The 24,507-nt window shown below is 46.7% G+C and carries 23 protein-coding genes and 1 tRNA gene; 9 read left to right on the forward strand and 15 right to left on the reverse strand.

What is annotated here, in order from left to right; translation table 11 throughout:
• The 4 genes from LEP1GSC061_RS10200 to LEP1GSC061_RS10215 form a co-directional block, all read right to left on the reverse strand.
• Window positions 1-870: an ATP-binding cassette domain-containing protein gene (locus tag LEP1GSC061_RS10200; protein ID WP_016545314.1), complete on the reverse strand. Its 870-nt coding sequence runs from the start codon at window positions 868-870 to the stop codon at window positions 1-3.
• Window positions 867-1,550 (reverse strand): molybdate ABC transporter permease subunit, encoded by a 684-nt coding sequence (gene modB / locus LEP1GSC061_RS10205; RefSeq protein WP_016545326.1) that lies wholly within the window; start codon window positions 1,548-1,550, stop codon window positions 867-869. Before modB ends, LEP1GSC061_RS10200 begins: the two co-directional genes overlap by 4 nt.
• 18 nt (window positions 1,551-1,568) lie before the next feature.
• Window positions 1,569-2,345: a molybdate ABC transporter substrate-binding protein gene (gene modA / locus LEP1GSC061_RS10210; RefSeq protein WP_016545395.1), complete on the reverse strand. Its 777-nt coding sequence runs from the start codon at window positions 2,343-2,345 to the stop codon at window positions 1,569-1,571.
• A gap of 140 nt (window positions 2,346-2,485) precedes the next feature.
• A complete protein-coding gene (locus tag LEP1GSC061_RS10215) occupies window positions 2,486-2,806 on the reverse strand; it encodes a DUF1330 domain-containing protein (RefSeq protein WP_016545298.1) in 321 nt (106 codons plus the stop codon).
• Between the two features lie 117 nt (window positions 2,807-2,923).
• Between LEP1GSC061_RS10215 and LEP1GSC061_RS10220 the strand changes: the two genes are divergently transcribed.
• The 5 genes from LEP1GSC061_RS10220 to LEP1GSC061_RS10240 all read left to right on the forward strand — a co-directional run bounded on the left by LEP1GSC061_RS10220 (window position 2,924) and on the right by LEP1GSC061_RS10240 (window position 7,817).
• Window positions 2,924-4,018 carry a patatin-like phospholipase family protein gene (locus tag LEP1GSC061_RS10220; protein WP_198014256.1) on the forward strand — a complete coding sequence of 365 codons (1,095 nt, stop codon included), beginning with the start codon at window positions 2,924-2,926 and terminating at the stop codon, window positions 4,016-4,018.
• Between the two features lie 106 nt (window positions 4,019-4,124).
• The gene (locus tag LEP1GSC061_RS10225) at window positions 4,125-4,826 is read left to right on the forward strand and encodes a FecR family protein (protein ID WP_040508425.1); all 702 of its coding nucleotides are present in this window, start codon (window positions 4,125-4,127) and stop codon (window positions 4,824-4,826) included.
• Between the two features lie 169 nt (window positions 4,827-4,995).
• Window positions 4,996-5,802, forward strand: coding sequence for an efflux RND transporter periplasmic adaptor subunit (locus LEP1GSC061_RS10230; protein WP_016545365.1), 807 nt, complete (start codon window positions 4,996-4,998; stop codon window positions 5,800-5,802).
• Between the two features lie 12 nt (window positions 5,803-5,814).
• The gene (locus tag LEP1GSC061_RS10235) at window positions 5,815-7,068 is read left to right on the forward strand and encodes an ABC transporter permease (RefSeq protein ID WP_016545295.1); all 1,254 of its coding nucleotides are present in this window, start codon (window positions 5,815-5,817) and stop codon (window positions 7,066-7,068) included.
• 14 nt (window positions 7,069-7,082) lie between these two features.
• On the forward strand, window positions 7,083-7,817 hold the full coding sequence (locus LEP1GSC061_RS10240) for an ABC transporter ATP-binding protein (protein WP_415751831.1): 735 nt from the start codon (window positions 7,083-7,085) through the stop codon (window positions 7,815-7,817).
• 6 nt (window positions 7,818-7,823) lie between these two features.
• On the opposite strand, the gene LEP1GSC061_RS10245 is transcribed toward LEP1GSC061_RS10240, so the two are convergent.
• A complete protein-coding gene (locus LEP1GSC061_RS10245; RefSeq protein ID WP_016545312.1) occupies window positions 7,824-8,747 on the reverse strand; it encodes a LysR family transcriptional regulator in 924 nt (307 codons plus the stop codon).
• 215 nt (window positions 8,748-8,962) lie between these two features.
• On the opposite strand from LEP1GSC061_RS10245, the gene LEP1GSC061_RS10250 reads away from it, so the two are divergent.
• Entirely contained in the window at window positions 8,963-9,886 is a 924-nt protein-coding gene (locus tag LEP1GSC061_RS10250; protein WP_016545146.1) for an NAD(P)/FAD-dependent oxidoreductase, read from the forward strand.
• Between the two features lie 21 nt (window positions 9,887-9,907).
• Here LEP1GSC061_RS10250 and LEP1GSC061_RS10255 read toward each other — a convergent pair whose 3' ends face one another.
• Window positions 9,908-10,756: a tetratricopeptide repeat protein gene (locus LEP1GSC061_RS10255; RefSeq protein WP_016545369.1), complete on the reverse strand. Its 849-nt coding sequence runs from the start codon at window positions 10,754-10,756 to the stop codon at window positions 9,908-9,910.
• Between the two features lie 125 nt (window positions 10,757-10,881).
• On the opposite strand from LEP1GSC061_RS10255, the gene LEP1GSC061_RS10260 reads away from it, so the two are divergent.
• Window positions 10,882-11,061: a hypothetical protein gene (locus LEP1GSC061_RS10260; RefSeq protein WP_016545359.1), complete on the forward strand. Its 180-nt coding sequence runs from the start codon at window positions 10,882-10,884 to the stop codon at window positions 11,059-11,061.
• Between the two features lie 11 nt (window positions 11,062-11,072).
• Here the strand turns inward: LEP1GSC061_RS10260 and LEP1GSC061_RS10265 are convergent, their stop codons facing one another.
• The 7 genes from LEP1GSC061_RS10265 to LEP1GSC061_RS10295 all read right to left on the reverse strand — a co-directional run bounded on the left by LEP1GSC061_RS10265 (window position 11,073) and on the right by LEP1GSC061_RS10295 (window position 20,255).
• Window positions 11,073-11,897: a crotonase/enoyl-CoA hydratase family protein gene (locus tag LEP1GSC061_RS10265; protein WP_016545282.1), complete on the reverse strand. Its 825-nt coding sequence runs from the start codon at window positions 11,895-11,897 to the stop codon at window positions 11,073-11,075.
• A gap of 43 nt (window positions 11,898-11,940) precedes the next feature.
• Window positions 11,941-13,314, reverse strand: a complete 1,374-nt coding sequence (locus tag LEP1GSC061_RS10270; protein ID WP_016545275.1) for a histidine kinase dimerization/phosphoacceptor domain -containing protein — start codon at window positions 13,312-13,314, stop codon at window positions 11,941-11,943.
• A 285-nt stretch (window positions 13,315-13,599) separates the two neighbouring features.
• Window positions 13,600-14,688 carry an alpha/beta hydrolase gene (locus tag LEP1GSC061_RS10275; RefSeq protein ID WP_375517767.1) on the reverse strand — a complete coding sequence of 363 codons (1,089 nt, stop codon included), beginning with the start codon at window positions 14,686-14,688 and terminating at the stop codon, window positions 13,600-13,602.
• Complete coding sequence (locus tag LEP1GSC061_RS10280; protein WP_016545381.1) at window positions 14,684-15,805, reverse strand: peptidoglycan DD-metalloendopeptidase family protein; 1,122 nt, start codon at window positions 15,803-15,805, stop codon at window positions 14,684-14,686. Before LEP1GSC061_RS10280 ends, LEP1GSC061_RS10275 begins: the two co-directional genes overlap by 5 nt.
• A gap of 96 nt (window positions 15,806-15,901) precedes the next feature.
• A complete protein-coding gene (locus tag LEP1GSC061_RS10285; RefSeq protein ID WP_016545158.1) occupies window positions 15,902-16,312 on the reverse strand; it encodes a bactofilin family protein in 411 nt (136 codons plus the stop codon).
• Window positions 16,313-16,701: 389 nt separating this feature from the next.
• The gene (locus LEP1GSC061_RS10290) at window positions 16,702-19,167 is read right to left on the reverse strand and encodes a penicillin-binding protein 1A (RefSeq protein WP_016545213.1); all 2,466 of its coding nucleotides are present in this window, start codon (window positions 19,165-19,167) and stop codon (window positions 16,702-16,704) included.
• Between the two features lie 20 nt (window positions 19,168-19,187).
• Window positions 19,188-20,255: a zinc dependent phospholipase C family protein gene (locus LEP1GSC061_RS10295; protein WP_016545264.1), complete on the reverse strand. Its 1,068-nt coding sequence runs from the start codon at window positions 20,253-20,255 to the stop codon at window positions 19,188-19,190.
• 76 nt (window positions 20,256-20,331) lie between these two features.
• Here LEP1GSC061_RS10295 and LEP1GSC061_RS10300 point away from each other — a divergent pair, with 76 nt between their 5' ends.
• Together LEP1GSC061_RS10300 and LEP1GSC061_RS10305 are read left to right on the forward strand one after the other, a co-directional pair.
• Window positions 20,332-21,600: a diaminopimelate decarboxylase gene (locus LEP1GSC061_RS10300; RefSeq protein ID WP_016545356.1), complete on the forward strand. Its 1,269-nt coding sequence runs from the start codon at window positions 20,332-20,334 to the stop codon at window positions 21,598-21,600.
• Window positions 21,578-22,288 carry an IspD/TarI family cytidylyltransferase gene (locus LEP1GSC061_RS10305; protein ID WP_040508428.1) on the forward strand — a complete coding sequence of 237 codons (711 nt, stop codon included), beginning with the start codon at window positions 21,578-21,580 and terminating at the stop codon, window positions 22,286-22,288. The genes LEP1GSC061_RS10300 and LEP1GSC061_RS10305 overlap by 23 nt, the downstream gene beginning before the upstream one ends.
• A 349-nt stretch (window positions 22,289-22,637) precedes the next feature.
• Here the strand turns inward: LEP1GSC061_RS10305 and LEP1GSC061_RS10310 are convergent.
• Window positions 22,638-22,719 (reverse strand) — tRNA-Leu (locus LEP1GSC061_RS10310).
• Window positions 22,720-22,817: 98 nt separating this feature from the next.
• Window positions 22,818-24,404, reverse strand: a complete 1,587-nt coding sequence (locus tag LEP1GSC061_RS10315; protein WP_016545250.1) for a methyl-accepting chemotaxis protein — start codon at window positions 24,402-24,404, stop codon at window positions 22,818-22,820.
• Between the last annotated feature and the right edge of the window lie 103 nt (window positions 24,405-24,507).

Below are 24,507 nucleotides of genomic sequence, written 5' to 3' on the forward strand. Positions count from 1 at the left end.
CTATTCCGTCTTTACGATTCTGATTTCCCTGTAATCGAATTCGATTTCCACCTTGTCTCCGGGCCTAAGGATAGAAAAGGATTCATTCGATTCCACTCTGATCAGAGTGTTCATGGCCCATACTGTCAGCGTTCCTCCGGCGTCTATATCCACGATCTCGCCAGTGTTTACGATTCTATGATCGCTCCCTTTATTATGGAAAATCTCCATAGGTGTTCCCGATCGAAGAATTTTTCCCGAGTCGATTAAGAAAACTTTATTCGATAATTTGAATATTTCCGGAATCTCGTGGCTGACGAGGATCGTGGTCGTTTGTAGCTCTTTATGTAATTTCCGGATCGAGGCTTGTAGTTGGAATCTCATACCTCGATCCAAGGAGGAGAATGGCTCGTCTAAAAATAAATATTCGGGTTTTCGCAGCACGGCCCGGGTCAGACAGATTCTTTGTTTTTGTCCGCCGGATAGACCTTCTATTCTTCGCTCCATTAAACTTTCGATATTCATAATGGAGACTAGCTCTTCGAGTAGGGTTCGATCTGAATTCTTGGAAGGAAGGGCGAATTCCAGATTTTCACGCACGTTCAGATTCGGATAGAGAGAGTTCTCTTGGAATGCGAAGCCTAGATTTCTCTTTCGGATCGGAAGATCGATTTTGGATTCGGAATCGAACCATATCCGTCCGTCGACTTCTATTATTCCTCGGTCCGGTTTTAATAATCCCGCGATCATCTTGATCAGGCTCGTCTTCCCGGCTCCGGATACTCCGTATAAGGCTACGAAATCCCCTTTCTCGATTTGAAGTTGGAAATCCAGGTCCAGTTTTTCGAAGTTCGGACCTGAGAACGATTTTCGAATCTCCGCTCGGATCATGCCTTTTGCGAACCCAGAAAATTTACCCTCCTTCTATACTTGAAGAGAGGAAGCAGCACTAATGTGGATGTCGCTACAAGCAGAATAGAAAGAATATGAGCGTTACCGTAATTCATAGCCTCCACTTCTTCGTAGATCGCGATGGAGGCGAGTTTGGTCTTGTTCGGGATGCTACCTCCGATCAAAAGAACGACTCCGAATTCTCCTATGGTATGTGCGAAGGAAAGAATCATGCCTCCCAAAATCGCTGGCTTACAATTGGGAAGAACGACCTTAAATAGCGTCTCCCATCTGGATTTTCCCAAAACCTGGGCGACTTCGAAGAATGAGGGAGGCAGGGAGGAGAAGCCGGCCTGCAACGCCTGAAGCATGAACGGAAGGCTGAATACGACGGAGCCGATCAGGATTCCCGAAAAACTGAATACCAATCTTAGATCGAAATAATACTCCAGAAATTCTCCCAGAAATCCGGAAGGGCTGAAAAGTAGTAAAAGATAAAATCCTAATATGGAAGGGGGTAGGACCAAGGGAAGGTTAAACAAGGTTTCGAAAACGTACTTGTAGGAGTTCCTACTAAAACTTAGCCAATAAGCCAAGGGGACGCCTATGACTAATAGAATCAAGGTCGTGAAAAAGGATAGTTTTAGGGTCAGATAGAAAGGGGTGAGATCTATCTCCATGAATCGAATCGTCCTTTCTTAATCTAGGATTTTCCGAGGTTGCTTGGGTAACTCGTATCCGTATTTGAGTAAAATATTTTGGACTTCTTTCGTGAATAGAAATCCGTAAAAATTTTGGATCGCATTCTTCTTAGGGCCTTGGACCGATTTCAGCATCACGACTCCCTGCAATATGGGGGCGTAGGATTTGGGATCGATTTGAAACGAGATCTGTTTTTTTTGAAAGCTCTCCGAGTGAAGTGCCGATTTGGAAGTGAAACCGAAATCGGAGGATTCGGAAAAGATAAACTGATTCACTTGTGTGATGCTTTCTCCGAAGACGATCTTAGGAAGGAGAGCCTCGTAGATCCCGTAGTGTTTCAAGGCCTGGACAGCGGCTTCTCCGTAGGGGGCGCTCGCAGGATTTGCTACCGCGATATGCTTGATTTCCGGACTTAAGAGTAATTCCTTCCAGTCCGAATTGTTTTTATTTTCCTTGGTCCCCAATAGAATCAGGATCCCGATCGCATAAGGTTTAGGAGAAGAGACCGCAAACTCGGTTTTAAAAAGATCCTGGGGGTATTTCATATCCGCGGAAAGAAATAAATCGAAGGGCGCTCCATTCTTGATCTGACTCGTAAGCTGTCCCGAAGCTCCATAAACCGGTACGATGGTATCCTTAAATGCTTTTTGGAATTCGATTTTGATCTCCTCCATCGGTCCTTTGAAGTTGGCCGCAACCGCAACCGTGATCTCTTCCGCGGAGAGAACGGAATGGAAAAGGAAAACTGTGCAAAGGATGAGGTATCGAGGCATGTTGCGACTCCGCAAGGATTGTTAAACGGCGTAGGAACTCCCACAAGGAAGGATAAATCCCTCTCTGCAGTTTGTCTTGGATAGAAAGCCAGCGTTTACGCAATCCCGCCAGTACAATCCTAGCGATTTAGGTAAAAACTTTAATCCCGTATATGGGCTACGCCGTTCACATCCTCTCCCGGGACCAGAAAGAATTCGCTTTTGGAACCTTTTAGTCTGTTTTCTAGATAAGGTTTGTATTCTTCGGATTCGTAGAAGTCTCGGGCGGCTTCCTTGGAGGGCCATTCGATAATCAGAAAGAGTTGGGGAAGCGGTCTTTCTCCCTCCATTTTTTCCATATTGGTGGTTCTGGCTAGATACCTACCTCCTTTTTCTTCGATCATCTTGGTTACGTTACGAATATAAGAGGGAACCCATCTAACACTATTTATATCGATTTCTGCAACTGAGTAGTATTTCATTCGACTTATCCTGGGAAGGGAATATTCTTCTCATTCCCAGGGTGGGGATATACGGAGAGGATCAATTCTTTTTTTGGAATGATTGCTTTGGGCAAGAAACTATCGATAGAGAATAGAATGAGAAACTTGCAAAAAAGAAAAGCGACCGAATCGAAAACGATTCCGAATAGCGAACGCTTGATCGAAGGAACGGCACTTTGTTTATCGGGTGGCGGCTTCAGGGCTATGCTTTTTCATCTAGGAGTGTTGATCCGTTTGAACGAAATCGGAATCCTTTCTAAACTAGCTCAGATCAGTTCGGTTTCGGGAGGATCGATCGTTGCGGCATATCTAGGATGGAAATGGGAAAAACTCAGATTCGGTTTCAAAGGCATCGCGTCGAATTTACGAGAAGAGATAGTGATTCCTCTCATAAAATTCTCCGAGGAAAGATGTTTGGACCTTAAATCCATGGCCAAAGGATTTTTGATCCCCGGTCTCGTGAATCGTAGCCTTAGGGATAGTTACGATAGGCTGCTCTTCGGCGGGGTCCGTTTGAGTTCTTTACCCGAAAAACCCAAATTCGTATTTCACGCCTCGAATTTGAATACCGGATCCTTATGGAAATTCACTAAGGGAGAATTTTCGGATTGGAAGGGGATTAGCATTCACGGATTGGATTTGAAGCTTTCCGAAATCGTCGCGGCTTCTTCTTCTTTTCCCCCTTTCCTTTCTCCTTACGTTCTTTCCTTAAGGAAAGCGTCTAGAAATAAGACGACGGAAGGCATGGATAAGATCGTGTTGGTGGACGGGGGAGTTTACGATAACTTCGGGGTGGAATCCGCTTTAAAAAAATATAAAACGATCTATATCAGCGACGGGGGAGCGCCTTATGAAACTAAGGCGAGGCAGGGCAAAAACTGGTTTTCCCAGCTCCTAAGAGTGATCGATACTCTGGAATTGCAGATTCGAAATCTGAGGCTTCGGCAAATGCACGAATTATTCTCATCCGGAAGAAGAAAGGGAGGGTTCTTATCCATTGCGGGTAGTTCCAGAATTCTGGACAAGGTCCTCGATTACGACGGTTGGGACGGGAGCAATGTAGCTTCTCTTCCTACAAGATTGGATAGAATTCGGGAATCCGATCGAAACCAGCTAATCAATTGGGGGTATAAGGTGGCCTTTTTTACGATCGGTAAAGCAAAAAGGAGCGAATTCAAATATCCTCTTTAAGCTCCGATTCGGGCGGGGAGAAGTCGCCGTAAGAAATTTCCAAACTTTGGCTACGGTTCGCAAAAATGAATTTACCTTCTTATCCGATAAAGCAAAATCGCGGGCTATGAAAAAGCTCGTTTCAATCCCAATCCTTCTTTCCGTCGTTTTGTCATTCAGCCTTTGTAAGAAAGCGGAATCGAGTTCCGGAACAGGTAAAATCGTATTCACTGTAGGAAGTGTTCACATCCAAAGGGGAGAGGAAAAACTCACCGCATCCATATCCGACGAACTGAAAGAGGGGGATGTTTTGGTAACCGGGGAAAAATCCCTGGCCACCGTGGCTATAGGAGAAGAGGCTTCCATAATCGAAATTCAGTCGGGCTCCCGTTTCCGAGTAGACTCTCTAAAACAGGACAAGGTTTTCACGCAAGAAGAAGGGCGCTCCTGGATCCTAGTCCGAAAACTCGGAAAAGGAGAGGGGCTCTCTCTCGTTACTCCCACTACGACCGCCGGAGTCAGGGGAACCAAATTTTATGCGAATATATACGACGGTATGAGCTTCATTTGCCACTGCGAGGGTAAGGTGGAATTGGAGAATAAGGAAGATCATTCCAGGATGAGTCCCGACGGAGATTATCTTACGGTTACGAAAGGAAGTAAGACGATCGTAATCACTCAAAAGGATTTACAAAAGATTAATATTCCATATATTCACGATCATAGCGAGGTCGCGAATTCTAAGCTTGGGGGGGAGAATCGGATGAGCATGGCGGATTATTTCAAGATTGTGGACCTGGCGAAAAAGAAGTTAGCGGAGAAGCCTTAGGCCACGGTCGACTCGGGGCCTTTTTAGGGGGAAGATCGGAGGCAATCTCATTTGTCCCTTTTTTTGGTCTGGATTCCCTTGGGTTCGGTTGTTTCCCACTTCAGCGCTTGACCTAAATATCCGAACAGTATATAAGAAAAGAATAGTATTCGATCGAAAACAGCTCTACATGAACAAACTAATCGCATGGGTTCGGCAACTCAAAGATTCTAAAAAAGGGAAAGTTATCCTTTCCTTAATCGTTTTATTACCCTTACTGGTTTTCTCTTTATTGGTATTTAGAGGAGGGAGGGAGGAAGTTTCACCTAAGGTCGGACCGATCGTAGAATTGGTCTATTCGCTCGGAACCGTTAAATCCGATCGGGTCTACCATCTGAAATTAGGCGTAACTGCTTCTATCCGTAAGCTATATGTTCAGGAAGGACAGGAAGTAAAGCAAGGTGCGCAGCTTTTGGATACGGATAGCGGTACTCTTTTTAGGGCCCCTTTCACGGGAACCGTTACCTCTCTCCCTTTTAGAGAGGGAGAGGTGGTCATGCCCGGGAATGCCGTATTAACGATTCTTGATCTAAAGAAGACATACGTTCTTCTCTCCTTGGATCAGGATTCCATGCTTAGAATCAGACCCGGCCAGAAGGCGGAGTTGAGCTTCGAGACCATCAGAGGCAATAAATTGAGCGGAACGGTAAGTCGGGTGTATCCTTCCGACGGACAATTTTACGTTAATGTAGAAGTCGCTTCCATGCCGGAGGGAGTTCTTCCCGAAATGACCGCGGATGTCGCGGTGGAAGTCTCCAGAAAGGAAAAGGCTCTCTTGATTCCCGTCAAGGCCTTGGAAAAGGGAAGAGTTCGGATTCGGAGGGAAGGAAAATCCAAATGGGTGGAGGCTAAAATCGGAGCCGTGGATGGAGAATGGTGTGAAGTCCTGGATCAATCTATCCTGGAGACGGATCTGATTCTCATGGATAGGAAATAGTAAGGAATTCTAATGTTCTTTCTTGCAATCCGCCAACTCATCAGTAGACCACAGCAGACGTTTTTGACCTTTTTCGGAATCCTACTCGGAACGGCGGGATATGTGGTATTCTCCGGTATGATGCTGGGTTTCCAGGAATACATAACGGACCAACTCGTAAACAACGACGCTCAGATTCGTATCTCTCCCAGGGACGAAATACTTAAGGAAGAAAGTTTTCGCGGGGTGTTTTTCTCGGATTCCAATGTTCGTTGGATCAAGCCCCCGTCTGGTAAAACGGACTCCACCCAGTTGACGAACGTTAAGGGTTGGTTCTCGAAATTGGATGGGGACGATAGAGTGGAAGCTTACGCACCCCAACTGAATCGCCAATTGATTTTCAAGTTCGGAAAGCAGACCCTTCCCGGGAAACTTTTCGGCATAGATCCGGTTCGACAAACCCAAGTTACCACGATCGGAAGTTATGTGGAAAAGGGGAATTTGCGGGACTTAGATCGGGGCGGGGATAGCATCTTTGTAGGCGCCGGCCTGCTGGAGCGCTTGGGCGCGGAAGAAGGGGACATCTTGCAGGTCGTATCTCCTAGCGGAAGTATCTCCAATCTGAAAGTGACCGGAGTGATTCGCGTCGGAAATCGTCTCATCGACGAGAGTACAGTTTACGCTTCCCTTCGGACAGTGCAAAGGATTACGCAGTCGAATGGAATGATATCCGAGATCGTAGTGAGACTCAAGGACGTTTCCAAAGCGTCGGAAGTCGCGACTGAATGGTCCTATCTTACCCGGGACAAGGTGCAGAGTTGGGACCAAGCGTATGAAAGTATTCTCGCCGTTTTTAAAACTCAAAATATAGTGAGGGATACGACCACATTCACCATAATCCTGGTAGTTGCATTTGGAATTTATAATGTTCTAAATATGGTGGTGAATCATAAAAAAAAGGAAATCGCCATTCTGAGGTCCTTAGGTTTCGACGAACAGGATACGATACGGCTTTTCATTATCCAAGGTTTGCTCTTGGGGTTTACGGGTGCATTGCTGGGACTTCTGGTAGGAGGTCTAGCTTGTTATGCTCTGGACGGATATCCGATAGGAGGTTCTAATACGAAAGGTCCGATGATGTCGAGCGTTATGAGGATTTCCTGGGATTATACGATTTATTTATACGCTTTTTGTCTGTCCGTGATCACTAGCGGAATCGCGGCCTATATTCCCGCCAGGTCTGCTTCCAAACTCTCTCCGGTAGAGATTATTAGAGGCAGCAATTGAAAAAGGAGAAGAATGTGCTAAGGAGTTCCTCCGTATCCGATCGGAAGGCGATTGTAAATCGGGATATAATCTTGCGCTGCGAGTCTTTGACCAAATCCTTCGGAGAACCGCCTACCGTCGCCGTCAAAGGAGTGAATATCGAATTAAAGAGAGGAGAATTCGTTTCCTTAACGGGTAGATCGGGCTCGGGAAAATCCACCTTGCTTTATATGCTGAGCGGACTCGACGAGCCGAGTTCCGGTAAGGTGTATCTAGAAGGCCAAGATCTTTTTCAAATGGAGAGTAAAGAGGCCCATAGGTTTCGAAATCGAAACATAGGATTCGTTTTCCAGTTTCATTATCTATTGCCCGAGTTGACCGCTTTGGAAAACGTTTTAATGCCTGCACGTAAAATCGGAGAAGAAGTTTTGAAAAGGGACTTTGCCCGAGGACTACTTAAGGATTTCGGATTGGAGCATTGTAGCGGCAAGTATCCTTCTCAGATGTCGGGAGGAGAACAACAGAGAGCGGCGATCGCGAGAGCCCTCGTGATGGAACCCGCATTGATCTTTGCTGACGAACCGACCGGTAATCTGGACACTACGAACGGGGACAAGGCCATGGAAATTTTCCGAAAAAGAAATAGGGAGAATGGGACCACGATTTTATATGTGACTCACGATCCGGACTACGCGGCGCTCGCTTTACGAAGGATTCATATGGTGGACGGGATCGTCGAATCGGATAAGAAGCAAAATGGAAGAAAATAAAAACTTTTAAGATAGCCCCGGCAAAATCTCCATCAGACATTCCGATTCCTTGCTTCTCAAAATATCCTTTTCGGTCACAAAGCTTAAGAAACTTTTAAACTCCTGCCTTTCGTTTTCCTCCAGCCAAAACACGGAAACGGGAAGGAAGGAATTTCTGATAGGAACGAGTTCTGTACCCGGAAAATGGGAAGGGTGGGATCCGGAAATTCTAAGGGAAAGTCCTTTGCCCGAGGCCACTAATTCGGGGCAGATCGCTTTTTCCTTTTTGACGTAGATATCGGGGCGTATCCCGCTTAATTCGAAGAGACGCAGGATCGCATTATAAAACCCTCCCGCCTCTTTTTTGGAATGAAGAATGATCGTATCGTTTTTCAGATCCTTAATCTCTATGAATTTCCTTTTAGCCAAAGGATGGTGATCCGGAAGTAAAACGCACAGGGCCTCGTCCCGGATCGCACGGTTTTTGAGTTCGGAGTCTGATATCGTTCCGTCCAAGAATCCGACGTCATAACGACCAGATTTCAGACCTTTTAGAATCTTATCGCTCCTCTCTTCCTGTAATTCCAACTTAATCTTAGGAAAGCGATTTTGGAATTCCCGAATGATGACGGGGAGGCTGGCCATGAAGCAGGCTCTCGAAAAGGAAACGCTCAACTTTCCGGATCTCATCTTTCCGATGGCTCGAACTTCTCTTTCGGCTTTTTCCGCCTGAGCGATGATTTCCTTTCCGGATTTCAAGAGATAGATCCCGGCACTCGTGAGTTGTACCTGCCTAGTGGTTCGTTCGAATAGTTTTGTGGAAAGATCCTTTTCCAAAGAAGCGATCAACCTAGTGAGAGGAGGTTGAGCCATCCCTAATATTTCCGCACTTTTTCTGAAATTCAATTCGTCGGCTACGACAACGAAGGCCTTCAATTTCTCCAGCTTCATGACTATTGATACCAAAAGAGTATGAATAAGTCAAGTAAGTTGCGATCAATAAATAATTATTGATACCTAATAAGTATTAATAAATGAAAAAAGTGAAAAATATAGTTTTGATATTGTTGCGATCGGCGCTGGTCCGACCTTGGGTTTTGTAGAATGAAAATTTCAAAAGGAGAAAGACATTCGTCGTGTTTACGACCGAATGCCTCACAAATAAAATGAAATTCGATTATGAAGCGTTAATAGTAGGGGGAGGGCCTGCGGGATTATCCGCCGCCATGACTTTGGGACGTATCAGTAGGACCGCGTTACTCTGCGACGATAATCGTCCCAGAAACCTAGCCTCTTCTCATATAAATAATCTTCCGAGTAGGGACGGGATTCATCCTGCGGAATGGAGAAAACAGGTTCGAAAGGATTTGGAAAAATATAAGACGATCCAATCTTATCAAGGATCGGTTCTATCCTTGGAAAAAATCGGAAACGGATTTCGAGCTAAGATGGATTCAGGTTCCGAATATTTATTCAAGAAGGTGATCCTCGCTTACGGCATCCAAGATCGTTTGCCTCCCGTTCCAGGATTCCGAGAGTTATGGGGTAAATCCGTTTTCCATTGTCCTTTTTGCCACGGATATGAGGCCAAGGGCTTTAAGCTAGGATTGGTTTCCAATAACGAAATGACGTTTCATATGTTGCCTTTGGTCCAAAGTCTTTCTTCCGATTTGATCTTATTTACGAACGGAAAAGCGATCTTTTCGGAGGAGAATCGGCAACTCTTGGAGAACAACGGAATCCAATTGATAGAGGAGGAAATTTCTAATCTGGATTTCGAGGGAGAAGAATTGAAATCCGTCGAACTCTCTAACGGTAAACGGATAGAAAGACAGGCACTATTCTGCCCGCCGAATTTTCCTTTGGAGCTCAAATCCAAGTTGGGAGAAAATCTAGGCTGCGAAAGAAACGAATTCGGAGTCTATAAGGTGGACGAAAAAGGACAGACTACCGTGGAAGGAGTCTTTGCTTGCGGGGACAATTCCAGCATGCGCCATTCTGTAGTATTGGCAGTCGCTTCGGGAGCGATCGCAGGATCCGGAGTAGTATTCGATTTATTGAATGAATCTTTCAGGTCGGCGAAAAGATAATCAAGGATCGAGGAATCCGGTTCAGGCCTCGTCTATCTCCACATTCTCCAGAGTGTCGAAGAATCCTGTTTGGAGAAGAGGCCCGAAGTCCACCATATCTTCCGCGGAGAGTTTGAGTCCGTTCTCCAGGGAGTAGGCCTGCAGCAAGGAAGCGCAGGCCAAATGACTTTCGGAAAGCTGCGCATGAGCTCTGGCCTTGATGACGAGGATATCCGCGTCCGATTCTCCGAAATATTTGATGTAAAGGTCTATGAATTTCAAAGCGTTCTTATGATCCGCTACCTTTAGGTAACATTGGGCGATCATATCGTAATGGAGAAACGTCTCCTCTTCGTCCATTCTCATCGCGGTCTTTAAGGAGGCCAAAGCGGAGTTATAATCTCCCCGTTGGAAATACAAATAACCCAACTCCGCCCAGATATCCTTTCTCTTGATCCCTCTACCTCTGGATAATTTTTCCTGGGCCAAGGCTTGCTTTAGAATTTGGATCGCCTCGTTGGAACGATCCGTGTCTTTGAGAAGGCTCGCGAGAGTGAGGTAGAGCTCCAGTTGATCCGGAAAGAGTTCGATCGCATGAGAGAGAATCTTTTTTGCGAGTTTGTAATTGTGAACTTTGATTAGGTAGTTCGCATAATAGAGTCTGCTTTCCGGATGAGAGGAAAAATGATCCAAGAGCTCTTGGAATAGGTTCAGAGTCTCTCTGGTATTTCCAATATAATACTGGCACCAAGCCTGGCGATTTTTGACCTTCAGAATCGTTTTGGAATTCTGGGTAAAATTCAGGGACTCCTTGTATAGATTGAATGCTTTGGTGAATTCTCTCTGCCTTTCCCTATGGATGGCGCTAACGATTAGATCCCTAAATCCCACGACTGGGACAGGTTAAAAAAAAACGGAAAATAATCAAGTTTTCCTCGTATCAACCGATGATTGAAACGGGGGAATAGAGAAAGAAAAAGCCCGCAAAAATCCAGGCTATCTCGGAGGAAAAGGAAATGGAAATCGGCAACCAAACCAGCCAATCGCTCATGATCGAAAGAATCGCAAATCTGCCTAGAGAAATCTTTCAGACCCAGGCGGATCTGAACTCCAAATTGATCAAACTAAGCGTTGAGTCTCAATTGCAGACCCAAGCGACGGAAGGAAAATCCAGACTCTTGGATCTGTACGCGTAAGTAACTTAAAATCAGTCCCTATTGAATTCCGGCCTTTTTCGTTCCTGGAACGATTGTAAGGCGTGTCGAAAATCCTTGGAATCCAAGAAGCTGGAATTCCAAAGAGCGACATAGTTGAGTCCGGCGGAAAGAGGTTTACCCTCCGCAAAGTTCATAACTTCTTTCACACCTTGGACGACCAGGGAAGGGTTAGCCGCAATCTCGGAGGCGGTCGCGATCGCAGCTTCTAAAACTTCTTCCTGGGTTTTGAATAATTTACTCACCAAGCCGATCCTGTAAGCTTCTTCTCCGTCTATATCTTTTCCGGTAAAGGCCAATTCTCTGGTATGTCCTTGTCCGATGATGGAAGGTAGACGATTGATGGATCCCATATCGGCCACGATGGCGACCTTAGCTTCTCTTAAGGAGATGCTTGCGTCGTAGGTTGCGTAACGGATATCGCAGGCCGAAATTAAATCCAAGCCGCCTCCGATGCAATGCTTTTGCACTGCTGCGACGGAAGGTTTGGGAGAATCATACACGGCGTTGATCCCCTTCTGCATGCGTAATATGAATTCGTAGAATTTCTTACGACCGTCTCCGTATTCTCCCCGAATGACGGAGCCGAATTCCTGGAAGAAGGACTCCAGATCCAGGCCGGTGGAGAAGGATTTTCCTTTGGCGGCGATTACGAAGGACCGGATTTTGGGATCATTATTGATCTCTTCGACGACATCCGGCAGATCTTTCCAGAAACTCCAGTTCATGGCGTTTCTTTTTTCGGGGCGATTCAAATAGACTACTGCTACACCGTCCTGTCTGGGAACGATTTCGAAAAATTCAAAAGATGTCTTCATCGGGATCAGAATCCTCGCTTTCTATGAAGACGTAAAACGTTTTTTAGGATTCGTGCTTTGCGGGAAAGGTGAGAAGTGCCTTGCAACCGTTATCGCCTTCCAGGGTGATCTTTCCTCTCAGTAGTTTTACGAAAGAATCGACCAAGGACAGACCTAAGGATCCTGAGTTTTTACCGGGAGAAATTTGACCCTTGAATCCGACCCCGTCGTCTTTGACTTCCATGGAATATAATCCGTCGTCCAAACTAAATCGGATGGAGATGGAGCCGCCTTCCTTGTCTTTGAAGCCGTGCTTGAAGGAATTGGTTAAAAGTTCGTTGATAATCAAAGCGCAGTTCATTCCCATTTCGCTAGGAATGCGGGAGGCTTGGATGTCCAGGCTCAATTTGAATTTTTCCCGGTCCACTTTATACACTTCGAAGAGTAGGTCCGTCAGCTTGCGTACATATAGATCGAAACTGATGGAAGAAAGATCGTGATTCTCATACAATACTTCGTGTAGTAACGCAACCGCTTGGATCCTATGCTGGCTATCCTTGAATACGTCTAGACTCTCTTGGTCCTTTAGGTTGGAAGCGTTCATGCTCAGAAGAGAAGAAATTACGGTTAAGTTATTCTTAATTCTATGATGGATTTCCTTCAGATAGGATTGATTGGTTTCGTCGGAATCTCCCAATCTAAGAACGGTAATGGTGCCCGTGGACTTACCTTCCGTATTCAGAATAGGGGAGATGCTATAGGAAAGGGAGGTCTTGTTTCCTCCCACATCCACCGCTAAGATTCCGGATTTTTCCACGCTATGATGGGAACCTAAAACCTCGGAAATCGGAACCGAGAATGGAACCGAATTGGATTCCTCGAGTTTCAAGATCTTAGTGAGAGGTTGCCCGATACATTCGGGATAGGAAAGTCCGATGATTTTCTCCGCGACGGGATTGCAGAATATGACCAGACCGTTTTCGTCGGTGGTGATGATACCGGACTCCAAATGATTCAATGTGGACTTGAGGGATTCCTCATTCTTACGACTGCGATGCTCTAGCTCGTTCTTATAGAGAGCCACTTCGATGGAGGATCTGAGTTGGTCGGACTCGAAAGGCTTTACGATGTATCCCAAAGGTTGAGTTCGCTTGGCCCGATTTAAAGTGTTTTCGTCAGCGTATGCCGTAAGATAGATAACCGGAGTTTGGAAACGATTTCTAAGAAGTTCCGCAGTTTGGATACCGTCCAGATTGCCTTCTATATTGATATCCATTAGTACGAGATCCGGATGATTCTCCTCCGCTTTTTGGATCGCCTCTTCTCCTGAAGAAGTAATGCCCACTAGATCGTAACCTAATTTCTTCAGTTTTTGCCCTAGGTTGACCGCCACAATGATTTCGTCTTCGACCACAAGAATCTTAGGTTTCGCGAGCATACTCTTAATCTACGAAGAAAAGCATCAGTTTCAACCACATAATTAAGGAATGATTCCCGAAAATGTGTCTCAAAAAGGTCAGTGTTATTTTATTTCCTAGGAAGCAAGTAAAATCGAATCTCAACGTTCTTTTTTTAAAAGAAGAGATGTCGTCTCTAAGATTACAACAAGGCTCTAATCCGAAGGGATTAGTACGGAGCGGATTTAGGTATAGCGTCTAACGTTATATCTAAGGATGACGAGAGATTTGCCCGAAAGAAGAACGTTGGAAATAAGAAATTTCCATCAGTTGCGAAGAATATAGTTTTCGTTCCCAAGCGATTTGCGGATGAATAGACGTTTTTCCGCGCTTAGTCCCAGGAATAGCTGGTACAAATCGGTAAGAATGGGACGAGAAGAATAATATCCGTGTCCCAAGGAAACCAAAGAGGAATCGATGGGATTCACATTCACCACGTCCACACCCGGAAACTTGGAGCAGGCTCCCAATCTACCCGCCTGATGTATCTGGGCAGAAGCGAATAGTGCGGAGTCACCCGGAGAACAATACAATGTGACGCGTGTAGAGGATTTCAGTAACGGATCCAGTAGGAGAATGAATTCTCCGGTATCGTAATCGGGAGCGTTTAAAACCAATTCCTTTAGGAACGGAGAACCAGGGGTTTCTTTTGCCAATTCCGCTACGGAATTCAACACTACCTGGTGCCCCATGGAATGCACGAGTAGATGGATTTTCTTTCCGGTCTTACTCATTCTTCTTAAGAAATTCTTAAAATTCTCCCGACTGCTTCTTGCGGAGACAAGATTCTTCTCGTAGGTATTTCGTAGGAAGAGGGTCCCTAACATGGAACCGTCTCCTCCCGCAGGCCAGCTATAGAGGGCCACTTTGCCGGGAAATTTTAGATCGTATTTGAGTTGAGCGGATCTAAGAACGGCTTCTTCGAAAGGAACATTAAAGCCGTGAACGAAGACTATGACCTCTTCGAAAGGATCCTCTTCCAGTTTTTTCCACCAGATATTTTCCTGATCCTGCGGAATCTTGTCACCGTTAGGAATCCTATGCTCCAGGAATTGGAAGGACTTGTCCCGGTTTCCTAGGCCGAAGGGAAGGGCGCCCACTTCTCTGTCGGCGGGAACGCTCACCAAGCAACTTCCCGTTTTCTGGGTTTGGATACCGAAGTTTAAGAAATAAGAATTCGAGCAGGCGATTTGAGTCGCAGGATTGACCGCGCGAGAAGTGAAGAAGAATACCTCGATACCTTGCGTGGAAGAATAGATCGGATTGGTTCTCTTATCCAGGTATTCCGAAACGGAGGGACCGCAATAGACCGACAAGAAAAACGGACAGAAAAGAAGAAGCTTTTTCATATCAATGGTTGGGTTTTCCGCCTCTCTTATAGGAGAGACCTTTCAGATATTTGCCCGGATTCACGGATTTGCCCTTATGAATCACCTCGAAATGCAGGTGAGGTCCGAAGCAATATCCGGTACAACCCGAGGTGGCTATTTTTTTGCCGGCTACCACGTAGTCTCCGCGTTTTACATTCAACCTGGAGTTATGCGCGTATAATGTCTTGAAGTCGTCGTTGTGCTCGATTACGATCGCATTTCCGTAACCGCCCATCCAGCCGGAGAAGATGACCTTTCCGTTTCTAGCGGCCATCACTACTTCGTAATTCGCCTTCAGGTCCAGGGCCTCGTGGAATTTATGTTGGGGAAAGGTTCTCCAACCGTAATTGGAGGTCACGACATGAGAAGTGACAGGGACCACCCATTTGGGAGTAGGATCCGGAATGACCGCTCCCGGTAAAAATACTTTCTGGCCGGGACGTAGGATATCCAAATCGTCCAGTTTATTCTCCTCTACGATCTCGTCCAGATTCACCTTATAGAGGGAGGCCACCTTAGCAACCGTATCCCCCGCCTTAACCTTATAAAGCAGTCCTTGCTTATTCGGGATTTGTAATATTTGTCCGGGATATAAAGTGTCTTCCATATTGATATTGGAAGAACCCGCGATGGATTCCATGGAGACCTTGTGACGAGTGGCGATTTCGGAGAGAGACTCGTTGCGTTTTACCTTGTAGGTGATGACCTTGAGCTGCTTTTTCTTGTCGGAAGGATTTCGGATCTCGTTGGCCATAAGGATCGTGAGCTTCGCCTTCTCCGATTCTTCTAGGAATTTTTCGTCGCCTTTCTTGGCCTTCAGGTCTTCGGAATCGTTTTCCTCTATCTCAGTGCTCGCGGTTTCCATAGAAGCGTTGGAGGGACTCATCCAGATTCCTAGGAAAAGTAACAGGAATAATACCGAAGCGATAGCAGGGATCATCCGGAACTTGCGTCTGCGAAAGTCCAGGTTTCCATGATAGAGGTTTCCTCGAAAATAAAAGGAATAATGGAAATGGAAGGAGCCCAGGTAGATCAGGGTGAAATTATCCGTCCGGAGGAGCTCTTTTCCGGAGGTCAATTGCCTGGGCTTCTTGAAGATCATATTATGAGTATCGGTCGATCGGGTGGAGTCCCACCCGAGTTTTTGATTGGGACGAATCTAAAGAGGAGGGAAAAAAGAAATCAGCCTGGCCTCGGATTATTCTTCCTTTCCGTTGTCTAGGGTTCTGGTTCCGCCAAAGGACTCTTCCACGATCTTTTTCACGTCCTTCTTTTGACCCCCGGTAACCGTAATATTACCCTTAGCCACCACTCCTTTCGCCAAGGAAAGGGAAGGAGCGATAATATCTCCTAAAAGACGTCCGGTTTCTTCGAGTCTGACCTCGCTTTCGGCTTTAATGTTTCCAATCAAAGTTCCCGCAACGATCACTTCTCTCGCTGCGATATTGGTGCGGACCTTTCCGGTCTCGCCGATGAATAATGCGTCGTCGGTCTTAATTTCCCCTTCGAATTTTCCGTCGATACGTAGGGATCCAGCGATATAGAATTTGCCCTCAAATATGGAACCGGGGCCGATTACGCTGTTATTATTATCCTTACCGATGGCCATCTGTTACTCCTGCCTGCTGATTCATCTATTTGGTGATCGGTTCAGAAATCGACAACTCTTTTTACAGAGGACGGAAGACAAGAGACGAAGGATTGGTCCGGGGTTCGAAGGATGATATTCCCGGAGAGGGGGTAGCGGAAGACGCGGAGCGGCTGGAGCGAGGGGGACCCTTCCCCCTTCCGCAGCGCCCTTAGAAGCTGGCGTGTGCTTATAATGCAGTTTATCTGATTCGAAATTTAGCTTCGTTGCACTTCAGCTACCCTTCGGGAATCTCACTCCCGACGGGTCGTTCGATTGGAAACGACCGGCCGCAGGTCGGAGTCGGTGACAGCTTGCTGTCAACTTTAGAAGCGTCGCAACCCTAACATCGCGAACACTATATTCAAATTTTACCGAATGACGTCTTCGTCTCCTTCGAATAGATTGGGCTTTTTCTTTTTAGTCGGATTCGGATGCGGGTCCGGAGTAGGATCGGGTTCCGTCATTCCTTTATGATCGTCGCAGACTTCCTTAGGAACTGTATCTTTATCGAAGACTTCTTCTTCGGTCTGGTAACAATGAGAGCCGGGAAGTTTTCCGGAAATGGAGCAGATGGTTCTCTTTACGATTTTTGCGTCTCCGAAATCGAAGGGTTTGGATTTTTCCTTGGAGAGAGCGTTCGCCATGAATCTCCCCCAGATAGGGGCCGCGACGACTGCGCCGGACATTCCTCTTCCTAGAGAAAGTGTTCCGGTATCGTAACCTACCCAAACCACTCCCACGAGTTCGGGAGTGTATCCTGCAAACCAAGCGTCTCTGAAATTATTCGTAGTCCCGGTTTTTCCTGCCGCGGGTCTCGTGAGTCCGTAGGATCTGGCTCCGGTTCCCGTGCCCTTCTTGATTACGTCCTCCATCATGGAAGTGATGATATAACTGACTTCCGGAGAAACGAGTCTCTTCTTTTCTTTGGCCTCGAATTCTTTTCGGAAATCTTTGATCAGATTTCCGCTCTGGTCTTCCACATAAAGTACGCTAAGAGGAAACACTTGTTTTCCGCCGGAGGCGAATACCGCATAAGCTCTTGCGAGTTCGTAAGGAGATACTTCAAAACTTCCTAATGCGATCGAAAAGTCTCTGGGAAGATTTCGATTCTCTACTTGTAGGATTCTCTCCAAATTGGGAAGAAGATTGTTCAATCCCGTATGCTCCAGTAATCGAACTGCCACACTGTTTCTAGAAAGTTCCAGGGCCTGGCGTAACCTTATGAAACCGGAATATTCTCCCGAATAATTGCTGGGGTTCCATTCGTCTCCGTCTTCCAAGACGTATTGGAGGGGAGAATCGTCGAAAAGAGAAGCGGCGGTTACATTCTTCTTGTCGTCCGGATGCTGGTGATAGTATTCCATGGCAGAAGCATAGACTAACGGTTTGAATGCGGAACCGGGCTGTCTATAGGCTTGGAACGCCCGGATTTGCTGGTTATCCGAACGAAAACCCGATCCTCCCACCATGGCCGTGATATAGCCGTTATCGGGGCGTATGGAGATAAGAGCCCCTTCTACGGGTAAAAGATGGTCCTCTGTGGCCTGGGTCTTATAATTCCAATCGATCGCTTCTCCCAATCCTTCCGTTCCGGAGATCAGATTGAGTACAGAAAGTTCGTCTCTCAGATCCTCCTGCCAGGCTCGATTGAAGGTTCGATAGGAGCGGGAGATTTTGAATTTAAACTCGGGAAGATCGTGAAGGTCTGCCAATAATTGGAAAGTGGATCCATAGGCGTCTTCGAATGCGTCGATTTTAGTGAAGGCTCTTTGGTTGGAGAGCTGGGTCTGTTGTTTGAGACCCGCAGCCAAGGCCTTTTCCGCTTGGGTCTGGTGTTGGATATTTAAGGTAGTGTAGATCTTGAGTCCCCCCTCGTAGAGTTGGGCTTGAGGGATATAACGGGAAAGATTCTTACGGACGTATTCCGTGAAATAAGGAAAACGATTTAGACGATCCGAGAACGCGGAGTCGTTGGGGGAACGATTTAGAGTGATATAATATTCGGAGAATGCGGAGAATTCTTTCTCGGCGTTTTCCTTGTCCAGAATTCCGTTCTCTACGAGTTTTTTGAAGACGACCCGGACCTTGCTTTCGGAGACGAAAGGATTTACGAGAGGAGAAAATTCCTTGGGACGAGTGGTAAGACTTGCGAGAAGGGCGGCTTCTCCCCAGCTTAAGTCCTTGAGATCCTTTCTGAAATAGAATCGGGAGGCAGCTCCGGCTCCGATGGTTCCGTGACCGAGAGGAATCTCGTTCAGATAAATTTGCATCAGAGTCTTTTTGTCGAAGGTGGCTTCGAGTAGGAGTGCAAGCCATGCTTCTCTGGCCTTTCTTAGGAAAGATCTTTCAGTGTTTAAGAATTTGAGTCTCGCGACCTGTTGGGTGATGGTGGAGGCTCCTTCTTTCACTCTTCCTGCAAGAAGGTTCACCATGGCGGCCCGGAAAATTCCTCGTAGGTCCAGGCCTTTATGGGAGCGGAAATTATTATCTTCCGTGGATTCGAAGCATCGTATGACCTTATTGTCCCAACCTCCGGGAAGATCTTCTTCGGTCAGGACGATCCGGGAGAATCTGTAGAATTCCGCGATGGGTTCGTAATTTCCGTCGGAATTGATTCCGTAGAGAAGGGACGGCTTCTCGTATTTGTCCGCCTGGGGCACATGCCAAAGATCCTTCACGGAGAAGACGAACAAAAATCCGTTCAGGAAAAGAAGGATCAAAACGAGATAGGAGAGCTTGCGGATAGGATCCGGAGAATCCAGGCGTTTCTGGATCCGTTCCCTAAAAAGTACTACAAAGTATCTGGTGAGAAAATCTACCGGTTCGTGTTTCATTGGATATTAATATTTCCGATTCATAAGGGAGAGAATTGGCGCATCTTGTCGATGCCGTGGAACCTAAGTCCGGTATCCAGATTGTACCCTTGGTATTCTTTAATCATAGAGGCGCGGGAGGTCTTATCGTGAACGTAACCCCAGGCCAGGGTCACCGCGTCTTTGGCGGCCTCGCAGGAGCGGTTGATGAGTTCTACGAAGGAATCGTTACGGACGAGACTAGGATCCGCAGGATAGGACCATTCTCTTTTTTCTTCGTTCATGATTCTTTTATCTATATGCTCTTTCAAGGGAAGCATAAGAACGGAAGACTTGACCTTGTGAAAAGTGATTTTGTCCAAAAAACCTAGAGCCGCACGCACGAACTTGCTGCGGGAATCCAGATAGCGATGGAAGTAAAGATAACCCAGAAAGGATTCGTTCAGGATGTCTCCCGGAATGATCTTCTCTTCGGAGCCAATATATTTTTCTTTGAATTCTTTGGGGAAAGTTTCCTTTAAACCTCGGAGCCAAAAATTCCAGAGCATGGGATCCATTTTCTTTTTTCCGTCTTTGCCCTTGAAAATCAGATCTACGTGCTGCACGAAATCGTAAGCCTTGGGAGTCATTCCCCAACGGAAATCCAAAAGCCAGGAATCCAAAGCGAACTCCACTCTCATATGATTGTACTGTGCCTTGCTGCTGATCTCGCGATCCGCGTTATAATAATCTCCGGAGATGAAGAAGATATAAGGATGGGTGACCACGTCCACCGCGCAGTGAATGATATAACCTAAGGTGAATGCGAGGAAACGATCTCTATAGATTCCTTCCTCAACCGTTAGGACTCGGTCCAGGAAATTCAGTATGAGTTCCAGAACCTTTTCGTGATGGCTTAGGTCACCCCAGGGAAGAGCCTTCTTGGTTTTTACGGGAGAAAGAACATGATAGAAGTAGAAGATATCGGGAGCGATGGCTCCGATATTTGCGAATTTTCTAGTACTCTCTTCTCTCAATAGCTTGGCGATCTTTCTCTGTTCGGAACTACCGTGATCCAAATGTTTGCACACTTGGGAGAGAGCTTCCAGATGAGTGATTTTGCCTGCCATAACGGAATTTTGCCTTTGAAAAAACCCGGACCGATCGGAAAGATGGCCTAGAACATCTAGAAAACCCTCCAACCCTATGCAATCAATAGAAAATCTTAAATTTTTGACTCCCGAAGAAGCGGGAAAAATTGCGGAAACTTACGGCACTCCGGTTTTTGTGTACAGCCGAAAAGGAATAGAGAAAAGCTGCGACGATACTCTGGCTTTTCCGAACGCTTACGGAATCACCGTCCGATTCGCTATGAAGGCGAATCCGGGAAGAACGGTACTGGAAATCCTGAAGAATAAAGGAATCAAGATAGACGCATCCTCGGAGCACGAAGTGAGAAGGGCGATCCTAGCCGGATACAAACCGTCGGATATCCTACTAACGTCCCAACAATTGGCTTCCTCCTTAAAGGAGCTTGTGGATTCCGGAGTGCAATTCAATGCCTGCTCCTTAAGACAATTGGAGGAATTCGGTAAACTTTTCCCAGGAGGAGAAGTGAGCGTGAGATTCAATCCGGGACTGGGGTCTGGAGCCACCAAGAAGACGGATGTAGGAGGAAAAACGTCCTCTTTTGGAATTTGGCACGAAGAGATCGGAAAGGTCAAAGAGATCCTCGATAAATACAAACTCAAATTAGTGAGAGTGCATACCCATATAGGTTCCGGATCGGATCCGGAAGTTTGGAAGGCGGTGGCTCATTATACTCTGGAAATCGTGGATCAGTTTCCGGACGTAAGAACCGTGAACCTGGGCGGAGGATTCAAGGTAGGAAGAATGATCGGAGAGAAGACGACGGATCCTCAGACGATCGGAAAGCCCGTGAAGGAACTCTTCGAAAAATTCGCCCAAGAGAAGGGAAGAAAATTGGCGATGGAAATCGAGCCCGGATCCTTCTTGATGGTGAATAACGGTGCGATACTCACCAAAGTGGACGACGTAGTGAATACCGGAGACGGAGGATTCACATTCGTAAAATTGGATATGGGAATGGATGTGAATACCAGACCTTCTCTGTACGCCGCAAAACATCCGTTAGTCGTGATTCCTAAAAACGGAAAAACCGAAGGAAAGACCGGAGACTTCGTATATGTAGGTCATTGCTGCGAGAGTGGGGACTTGATCACCCAAGAAGAAGGCGGGGGACCTCAGCTACGGACCACTCTCGTCCCCGAGATAGGGGACCTGGTGGTAATGGAAGGAGCCGGAGCCTATTGCTCTTCCATGTCCTTGAAGAACTACAATTCTTATCCTGAGTCACCGGAAGTATTGGTGGATAAGGACGGAAGCCTGAAATTGGTCCGAAAAAAACAGACGTTGGAACAATCCATACAGAATGAGATCCTGGTTTCCCTCTAATCATATTTACGTAATATTGTTGTCCGGGGGAATCGGATCCCGAATGAAATCGGAAGTCCCGAAGCAGTTTTTGGAATTGGAGGGAAAGCCCCTTCTTCTCCATAGCCTCGAAACATTTCTGGAATGGGGAAAGACCAAAGAGATCGTAATCGTTTCGCATCGGGATTATGCGGAAGAGACGGAAAAAATCTGCGCTCCGCACCTGAGAGAAAGAGACCGGATCGTAGAGGGTGGAAAGACGAGGCATGAATCCACGTTATCCGGAATTGCAAGCTTGCAAATTACGGGAACGGATCTGGTATTGGTACACGATGCCGCAAGGCCGTTCGTGGCGATTTCGGATCTGGACAGACTCGGGTTGGAAACGGAAGGCTCCGGAATCGCGACATTGGCGGCTCGAAATAACGAGACCGTCTTAGAGGAAGAGGGTGCGGGTTTTCGGTTTTTGGATCGGGATAAGATTTGGTTCATGAAGACGCCTCAGGCGATTCGCGGAGATATACTTAAGAAACTTGCGACTTTTCCTTTAAAGAGCGAGCCCACTGATCTTTGCACTTGGACCCAGGGAGCCGGCTTGGAATCCAAGCTGGTCGAATCCCATCCTTATAACGTGAAGATCACGGAACCGGAAGATTTGGTATTGGCCCAGGCCATTTTGCCTTTATTCCAAAATTGGAATAAAGTTTAGGGCGGATGCTCGACAGGGTCGAGCACCGTGCTACTTCGGGCTGCGCGTTCGCTCCGGTCCTTCGGACTTCCCCTTCGTATCACTTCCGCGGTGCTTTCGGAGGGGAAAGGAGGGCTACAATCGCTGTCTGCTGTCGCGATTGTGTGAGTGGAGGGACTCGCCGTTTCGCAGTCTCACTTCGTGTTCGACTGGGCTCCACGGCGTCTCGAACTTGCCTCGCCACATCGTGTGGCTCGGTCGCGTTTTTTACGCTCCCATTAGGTCGCTAAAACGCTCTCAAGTTCTCGCTTCGAGTCCCTCGAAACTTACTTTGTATGTTAAATGGATTGCTTTCGGAGGGGAAAGTTTTTGCGAGTGGAGGGACTCGAACCCCCACACATTACTGCACCAGAACCTAAATCTGGCGTGTCTACCAATTTCACCACACTCGCGTTTTTGAGGTTATGGGGTCAGTTTTTCGAAAGGGAGAGAGAAGTCAAGGGGATTTGAAAAGAGGGTGGCCCGGTTGGGTTCGCCAGGCCTTTGGTTTCTATTCGGTTTTGCTTCCTACTAAGCGATCCGATTGCTCGGATAATTCTTCCAGATTGACTCTCATTCTGGAAGAGCCTTCCGCGATGATATTAGAGGATTGTTCTATGGAACTCAAAGCCTGGACCACTTCTTTGGTCCCGTTCTTCTGTTCGCTTGCTATGGATTCGAGTTGTCGGGAAAGATCGAATAACTCTCGGAAGGATTTTAAGAAAGAATCGTGGATCTTTCCTTGGTTCGCCACTCTGGATTGCAATTGGTCCAGGTTGGAAACAACGGAGGAAAATCCGGACTCTTGCACGGATACCTTACGCTTGGTTTCTTCGGCCGCGGAATTTCCTGTGGTGATCTGCTTGGCCGCCTCGGATATGATCTTGGATATCGTAGCCGCATTCTCGGAGGCGCTATCGGCTAGTTTCGCTACTTCTTGCGCTACCACGGCGAATCCTCTACCGTGATCTCCCGCTCTTGCGGCCTCGATCGATGCGTTTAACGCGAGTAAGTTCGTCCTATCCGCGATCTCTCTCATGATTTGGTTCACATCCTCCACTTTCTGGAAGGACTTGCTTACTTCGCTGAAATTGGATCCGAGTATTTCCATCGCCGCAGAGACTTCCGTACTGTATCCTTTGGACTCCTCGGTCGTTTTGGATAAGGATTCGGTAGCGGTTCTTACTTCTTTAAGAATGGAGTTTAATGTGTCGCTTTCCCGATTCAATTCCTCTATCTTTCCGAATTGAGCCTTCACGAACTCCGCAGCGCTATCCGTCGACGCGGCCAATTCTTCCAAGGAAGCGCTGATCTGTTCCATGCTGGATACCTGGCTTTGGATCTCGGTATTCAGCGTATCCATCTCGTTTCTCATTTCGGAAGCGTTCTTGCTGAGAGTGTTCGCCTCGGACGTAATTCTATCTTTTGTCTTTTCCGCCTCGGCACTTCGGACTTCCGCTTCTTTCGAGGACGCAACGGCCATGTCGGAAACGTTCACGAGGAATCTTACTACCGCGTAAAGAATGTGGATACCCAGTATGAAGAATACGAGCTTGATTCCTTCCAAGAAGAAGGACATCTCGGAAGGCTTATCGGTTACATACTCGAAATTGACTCCGGATTTCCAGGCGAAATAATTCATGGAGAATGTGCCTATCAAGGCCAGATATCCTACAATGAGGGTGGTCCTAGCGGAGAGGAGTAGTCCGGAATAAATCATCACGAAGAAGTAAAGCATGATGAAGAACGGCATCTTCAGGCTCGTGACCATGGCCTCCAAGCTGGGCGAATAAACGGTCACTACTATAAATAGCAAGGTATACATCAGAATATCCATGTATACGAGCCAATGAGGTAGGAACTTAGGCAATTTTCCTTTTCTCATGAGAACGATTTGAGCGATCGCATAACCCAAAACGGTTAGCTCGATCAGAGTATTGAGGAAGGTGCTCGTCTTAGTAGTGGCTCCTTGGGTGTCCGTTGCCAAGGAAACCATACTAATCGCCAACATTACGATGGTAAATCCGATCCGGATCCGATTGATGCTAATCGCTCCTTTCTCGGCCAGATTCGTTTCTTGTGTGGATATAGACGTCATGAATGAGGGTTCCTCTAGTCGTTTTGTTTATGGGAAAAAGTTTGGTCCGTGTTGGAATGTATACGGGCAGTCGTTAATAGGATTTTTCGACTCTTTAAACTGG

The organism is Leptospira wolffii serovar Khorat str. Khorat-H2 (genome assembly GCF_000306115.2).
GTDB classification, from domain to species: Bacteria; Spirochaetota; Leptospiria; order Leptospirales; family Leptospiraceae; genus Leptospira_B; species Leptospira_B wolffii.

Bases quoted from the DNA above. Each gene is read 5' to 3' on its own strand.
- LEP1GSC061_RS10285 (WP_016545158.1), bottom strand. From the start codon at position 16,312: ATGGCCATCGGTAAGGATAATAATAACAGCGTAATCGGCCCCGGTTCC.
- LEP1GSC061_RS10315 (WP_016545250.1), bottom strand. From the start codon at position 24,404: ATGACGTCTATATCCACACAAGAAACGAATCTGGCCGAGAAAGGAGCG.
- LEP1GSC061_RS10225 (WP_040508425.1), top strand. From the start codon at position 4,125: ATGAAAAAGCTCGTTTCAATCCCAATCCTTCTTTCCGTCGTTTTGTCA.
- LEP1GSC061_RS10235 (WP_016545295.1), top strand. From the start codon at position 5,815: ATGTTCTTTCTTGCAATCCGCCAACTCATCAGTAGACCACAGCAGACG.
- LEP1GSC061_RS10265 (WP_016545282.1), bottom strand. From the start codon at position 11,897: ATGAAGACATCTTTTGAATTTTTCGAAATCGTTCCCAGACAGGACGGT.
- LEP1GSC061_RS10250 (WP_016545146.1), top strand. From the start codon at position 8,963: ATGAAATTCGATTATGAAGCGTTAATAGTAGGGGGAGGGCCTGCGGGA.
- LEP1GSC061_RS10290 (WP_016545213.1), bottom strand. From the start codon at position 19,167: ATGAAACACGAACCGGTAGATTTTCTCACCAGATACTTTGTAGTACTT.
- LEP1GSC061_RS10245 (WP_016545312.1), bottom strand. From the start codon at position 8,747: ATGAAGCTGGAGAAATTGAAGGCCTTCGTTGTCGTAGCCGACGAATTG.
- LEP1GSC061_RS10200 (WP_016545314.1), bottom strand. From the start codon at position 870: ATGATCCGAGCGGAGATTCGAAAATCGTTCTCAGGTCCGAACTTCGAA.
- LEP1GSC061_RS10230 (WP_016545365.1), top strand. From the start codon at position 4,996: ATGAACAAACTAATCGCATGGGTTCGGCAACTCAAAGATTCTAAAAAA.
- LEP1GSC061_RS10305 (WP_040508428.1), top strand. From the start codon at position 21,578: ATGAGATCCTGGTTTCCCTCTAATCATATTTACGTAATATTGTTGTCC.
- LEP1GSC061_RS10260 (WP_016545359.1), top strand. From the start codon at position 10,882: ATGGAAATCGGCAACCAAACCAGCCAATCGCTCATGATCGAAAGAATC.
- modB (WP_016545326.1), bottom strand. From the start codon at position 1,550: ATGGAGATAGATCTCACCCCTTTCTATCTGACCCTAAAACTATCCTTT.
- LEP1GSC061_RS10220 (WP_198014256.1), top strand. From the start codon at position 2,924: ATGAGAAACTTGCAAAAAAGAAAAGCGACCGAATCGAAAACGATTCCG.
- LEP1GSC061_RS10270 (WP_016545275.1), bottom strand. From the start codon at position 13,314: ATGCTCGCGAAACCTAAGATTCTTGTGGTCGAAGACGAAATCATTGTG.
- LEP1GSC061_RS10280 (WP_016545381.1), bottom strand. From the start codon at position 15,805: ATGATCTTCAAGAAGCCCAGGCAATTGACCTCCGGAAAAGAGCTCCTC.
- LEP1GSC061_RS10215 (WP_016545298.1), bottom strand. From the start codon at position 2,806: ATGAAATACTACTCAGTTGCAGAAATCGATATAAATAGTGTTAGATGG.
- LEP1GSC061_RS10300 (WP_016545356.1), top strand. From the start codon at position 20,332: ATGCAATCAATAGAAAATCTTAAATTTTTGACTCCCGAAGAAGCGGGA.
- LEP1GSC061_RS10295 (WP_016545264.1), bottom strand. From the start codon at position 20,255: ATGGCAGGCAAAATCACTCATCTGGAAGCTCTCTCCCAAGTGTGCAAA.
- modA (WP_016545395.1), bottom strand. From the start codon at position 2,345: ATGCCTCGATACCTCATCCTTTGCACAGTTTTCCTTTTCCATTCCGTT.